The sequence below is a fragment of the Sphingomonas sp. AC435 genome (genome assembly GCF_979253005.1).
Genome location: NZ_CEEDCJ010000144.1, coordinates 1 through 224 on the forward strand (window position 1 = coordinate 1; position 224 = coordinate 224).

Annotated in this window: 1 pseudogene; it reads left to right on the forward strand. The window is 60.7% G+C overall.

Annotated elements, in window-relative coordinates:
- Positions 1-224, forward strand: a pseudogene (locus AC0CH8_RS19240) (Crp/Fnr family transcriptional regulator); the annotation flags it as partial.

The following is a 224-nucleotide window of genomic DNA, read 5'->3' on the forward strand; positions in this document are numbered from 1 at the left end:
ATCACCGGACTGCTTCTGCCGGGCGACTTCTGCAATCTTCATGCGACGATCCTGGATGAGATGGATCATAGCATGACGGCGCTTGTGGACGCCAAGGTGGCTTTTGTGGCGCAGGATCTCCTCGACGATGTGCTGTTCAGCTCGCGTGCTGTTACCCGCGCCTTCTGGTGGTCGACGCTCCTCGACGAAGCCATTGTCCGGGCCTGGCTGGTCAGCGTCGGTCG